Source organism: Kitasatospora sp. NPDC058965 (genome assembly GCF_042741245.1).
Classification (GTDB): Bacteria; Actinomycetota; Actinomycetes; order Streptomycetales; family Streptomycetaceae; genus Kitasatospora.
The window spans coordinates 1-3,976 of record NZ_JBHYKG010000499.1 but is presented as its reverse complement, the minus strand read 5'-3'; the positions used below and the strand labels follow the sequence as shown (position 1 = coordinate 3,976).

The following is a 3,976-nucleotide window of genomic DNA, read 5'->3' as shown; positions in this document are numbered from 1 at the left end:
GAGCCGCAGACCCTCGTGGTCTGCGGCTCCCGCCGTCCGCCGTACCGGCCGCTCGGTCGTCGAGCGGTCAGTTGACGGCGAAGTAGTAGTCGTACGGGGCGAGCTGCACCCCGTCCTTGGTGGTCGCGTAGACCTCCAGGTCGTACCAGTCGCTCTGGTCCGGGGTCCAGGAGACCTGGGCGACGCCGTGCGCACCCGCCTGGACGGTGACCGGCGCGCCCCAGTTGACCGAGTAGGTGTAGCTGGCCACGTCCGCCCCGTTGATCTTCGGGGTGAAGGTGAAGGCGCCCGGGACGCCGACGCCGCCGCCGCTGCCGTTCTCCGGGTAGACGTCCGAGGTGACGGTCGGCGAGGTGTCCAGGTAACCGTTGTCCCACCAGGCCTGGCTGCTGACCCACCCGTTGGCGCTGGTCGTGGAGACCAGCAGGCGGTCGCCGTACGCGCCGTCCAGCGTCTCGGTCACCACGGCGGTGCCGTTGCCGGAGGCCGGCACCGTCTCGGTGGACTGGGTCTGCCCGTTCCAGTGCTGCACGGTGAAGCTGACCACCGGGCTGGCGGCCTGCACCCCCGGATCGGCCGTCAGCTTGAACGGGGCCGGCTTGCCGAACTGCGGCGAGTGCCCCTGCCGGACCACCGCCGGGAAGTCCGGCTTGATGTAGACGGTGTAGACGGTGGGCGGCGACCAGTTGAGGGCCCGGTCCAGGCTGCGCACGGTCAGCCGCAGGTACCGGCTGTTCCCGGGCGGGAGCAGGGACACCGAGCCCGAACCGCCGAGGGCGTCCGCGCGGACGGTGAACCTCGCGTCGGGACCGAACGGGTCCTGGTACTGCGGGATGCCGTGCGGGCCCATCACGGCACCGCCGATCACCCCGAACTCGCCGTCCCAGGAGTACTCGTAGCCGACCACGTCACTCACGCCGTTGGCGCCGAAGCTGAGCTGGATCGGCGCGCCGCCCTGGTCCGCTTGGCCCTGCGGGTAGTTGGCGGAGGTGACGGTCGGCGCCTGGCTCGGGAAGGTGTTGTCGACGGCCAGGTAGCAGGGGGCCGTCCAGGCCGAGGCGGTGCCGCCCGCGTCCACCGTCCGGGCCTGCCAGGCGTAGGTCCGGCCGTCCGTCAGGGCCCCGTTCCCCAGGGTGACCGACGCCTCGTTGCCCGGGAAGGCATAGAGGTCGGAGCCGGTGATCAGCTGGGTCGGGTCGGCCACCGGCCACAGCTGGAACTGCTCGTCGACCCAGCTCACGCCGGTGTCGGTGCTGCCGGCGATGCCCTCCAACTGGACCCCGCCGCGACCCGAGGTGTAGACGGGCGCGTTCTGGTCGGTCGAGCAGGCCTGCAGGTCGTTGAAGAGCTCGGTCGGCGTCACCGGAGTGCCGCCGACCGCACTCGCGGGCGCGGCGCCGAGCAGCGCCAGGCCGAGCGTCAGGCCGGCCGCCACCGCGGCCCGGGCCCGAACGGCCAGGATTGTCGTCACGTTCTTCCCTCCCGGAGGGCCCGCGCCCGGCCCCCACGGCGAGGGCCCGCGCCACGGGCGCCGGGAATGCTAGCGGCGCGGACCGACCGGGTCCTCCGAATTTCCGCCGGTCAGACCGAGGGCAGCCAGCCGGACGGGGTCGGTGAGGATGTCCAGGCGGGTGATCCGACCGTCGTGGATGGTGAAGGACATCACCGAGAGCACCCGGCCGTCGGCGAAGGCCAGCACGCCCGGGCTGCCGTTGACCAGGACCGGGCGGGCGTCGGCGGCGAACCGGGCGAAGGCGATCGCCTGACCGGCCACCTCGGCCGCACCGCGCCGCAGCACGCTCGGGACCAGCGCACCGCCGTCCGAGCGGGCCAGCACCCCGGGGTCGAGCACCGCCAGCAGCGCGTCGAAGTCGCCGCTCCGGGCGGCGGTCAGGAAGGCGGCCACCACCTCGCGCTTGCGCGCCCGGTCGGTGTCGGCGGCGGGGGTGGCGCCCTGCACCCGGCGGCGGGCCCGGCTGGCCAACTGGCGGGTGGCGGCGGGGGTGCGGTCCAGGACCGGGGCGATCTCCTCGAAGGGCACCTCGAACATGTCGTGCAGCACGAAGGCCACCCGCTCGGCCGGCGAGAGCGTCTCCAGCACCACCATCAGCGCGATCCCGACCGAGTCCGCGACCAGCACCTCGTGCTCGGGGTCGAGCGCCGCCGACCCGCTGACCACCGGGTCCGGCAGCCGCACCGACCCGTCCGGCTCGGGCAGCTCCTCCTCCCGCCGCGCGGTGCGCGCCCGCAACTGGTCCAGGCAGACCCGGCCGACCACGGTGGTGAGCCAGGCCGCCAGGTTGCGGACCCCGGTCGGGTCCGACCGGGTCAGCCGCAGCCAGGCCTCCTGCACGGCGTCCTCGGCCTCGGCCAGCGACCCGAGCATCCGGTAGGCCACCGAACGCAGTTGGGCCCGCTCGGCCTCGAACCGCTCGGCCAGCGCACGCTGCTCGTCCGACGAGCTCTCCATCGCCACGGGCAGAGCCTACGGGAGGATGCCGGGCCGCCGAATGTCCTGATTCTGTGACAGTCGGCCCCGGAGTGCGACGCGCGGGGCTCCCAGGTAGTCATCAAGTCGTAGGGATCACCAGGAACTCGGGGGGACGGGACATGCGTTCTAAGCGGATATCGGGCACGGCGGCGGCTCTGCTGGTCGGCGGGGCACTGCTGCTGACCACGGCGTGCGGCAGCGGGTCGAAGCCCGGTACCGCCGCCGTCACCGGTGCCGCCGCACCGGTCGACGGCGTGAAGGCGGCGCCGGCCCAGCAGGCCGCGGCGAAGCAGTCCACGGCGGCGGTGGCGGTGCAGCCCGCCGACGGGTCCCAGGGCGTGGCGCCCAGCGGCGCGGTGAAGGTGTCCGTCACCGGCGGGAAGCTGAGCCAGGTGACCGTGACCGGGCCGGACGGCAAGGCGGTGGCCGGAGCGGTCGGGGCGGACGGCAGCTGGGTGCCCTCGACCGCCCTGGCGGTGTCCACCAAGTACCGGGTCGACGCCACCGCGGTCGACGCCACCGGGGCGACCACCACCAGCACGAGCGGATTCACCACGCTGACCCCGTCGAAGACCTCGAAGGTGTCGGACAACCTGGACGACAACCAGGTCTACGGCGTCGGCATGATCATCAGTGTCGGGTTCCAGCAGCCCGTCACCAACAAGAAGGCGGCCGAGCAGGCGATCACCGTGCAGGCGACCGACGGCACCACCGTGCACGCCCACTGGTTCGGCGACACCCGGCTGGACCTGCGGCCGGAGAGCTACTGGAAGCCCGGCACCAAGGTGACCGTGCACCGCCGGGTCACCAACGTCGAGCTCTCCCCCGGCGTCTACGGCGCCTCGGACACCGACGAGACCTTCACGGTCGGCCGCTCGAAGGTGAGCACGGCGGACGCCTCCACCCACAAGATGACCGTGGTCGAGGACGGCGTGCCGACGAAGACCATCCCGATCACCGCGGGCGCCGACGACAACCCGTCCTGGAACGGCACCATGGTCGTCTTCGAGAAGGACCGCATGGTCCACATGGACTCGAAGACCACCACCATCAAGGGCCCGGGCTACTCGGTGGACGAGCCGCACGGCCTGAAGATCACCGACACCGGCTCCTACGTCCACGGCAACCCCAAGGCCGTCACCTACGGCGGCGTCGCCAACGTCAGCCACGGCTGCATCGGCCTGGCCGACACCGACACCGGCCAGGACGACTCCGTGGCCGGCAAGTTCTGGGCCGACTCGATGATCGGCGACGTCGTGATCGTCCAGCACTCGATCGGCCAGCCGGTCTCCCCGGACAACGGCCTCAGCGGCTGGAGCCTGCCCTGGTCCCAGTGGTAGCCGGACCGGCATAGGTGGTGCAGCGGGGCGGCCCCGGGGGGCCGACCCGGGGGGCCCCCTGCCGGGCCCCCGCCCCCCCCCCCACCCCCCCCAGGCGGAGTTAAACAAAATACGCGGCCCCCCCCAGATGGGGGGTGGTAAGCGG

3 protein-coding genes are annotated in these 3,976 nt (G+C 72.8%); 1 reads left to right on the top strand and 2 read right to left on the bottom strand.

What is annotated here, in order from left to right; all coding sequences use genetic code 11:
• Nucleotides 1–67: 67 nt before the first annotated feature.
• Both ACFW1A_RS39280 and ACFW1A_RS39275 read right to left on the bottom strand, forming a co-directional pair.
• Nucleotides 68–1,471 carry a hypothetical protein gene (locus tag ACFW1A_RS39280; RefSeq protein WP_380418278.1) on the bottom strand — a complete coding sequence of 468 codons (1,404 nt, stop codon included), beginning with the start codon at nucleotides 1,469–1,471 and terminating at the stop codon, nucleotides 68–70.
• A gap of 69 nt (nucleotides 1,472–1,540) precedes the next feature.
• Nucleotides 1,541–2,470: a sigma-70 family RNA polymerase sigma factor gene (locus ACFW1A_RS39275; RefSeq protein ID WP_380418280.1), complete on the bottom strand. Its 930-nt coding sequence runs from the start codon at nucleotides 2,468–2,470 to the stop codon at nucleotides 1,541–1,543.
• Nucleotides 2,471–2,610: 140 nt separating this feature from the next.
• On the opposite strand from ACFW1A_RS39275, the gene ACFW1A_RS39270 reads away from it, so the two are divergent.
• Nucleotides 2,611–3,831, top strand: a complete 1,221-nt coding sequence (locus ACFW1A_RS39270) for an Ig-like domain-containing protein (protein ID WP_380418276.1) — start codon at nucleotides 2,611–2,613, stop codon at nucleotides 3,829–3,831.
• Nucleotides 3,832–3,976 lie beyond the last annotated feature (145 nt).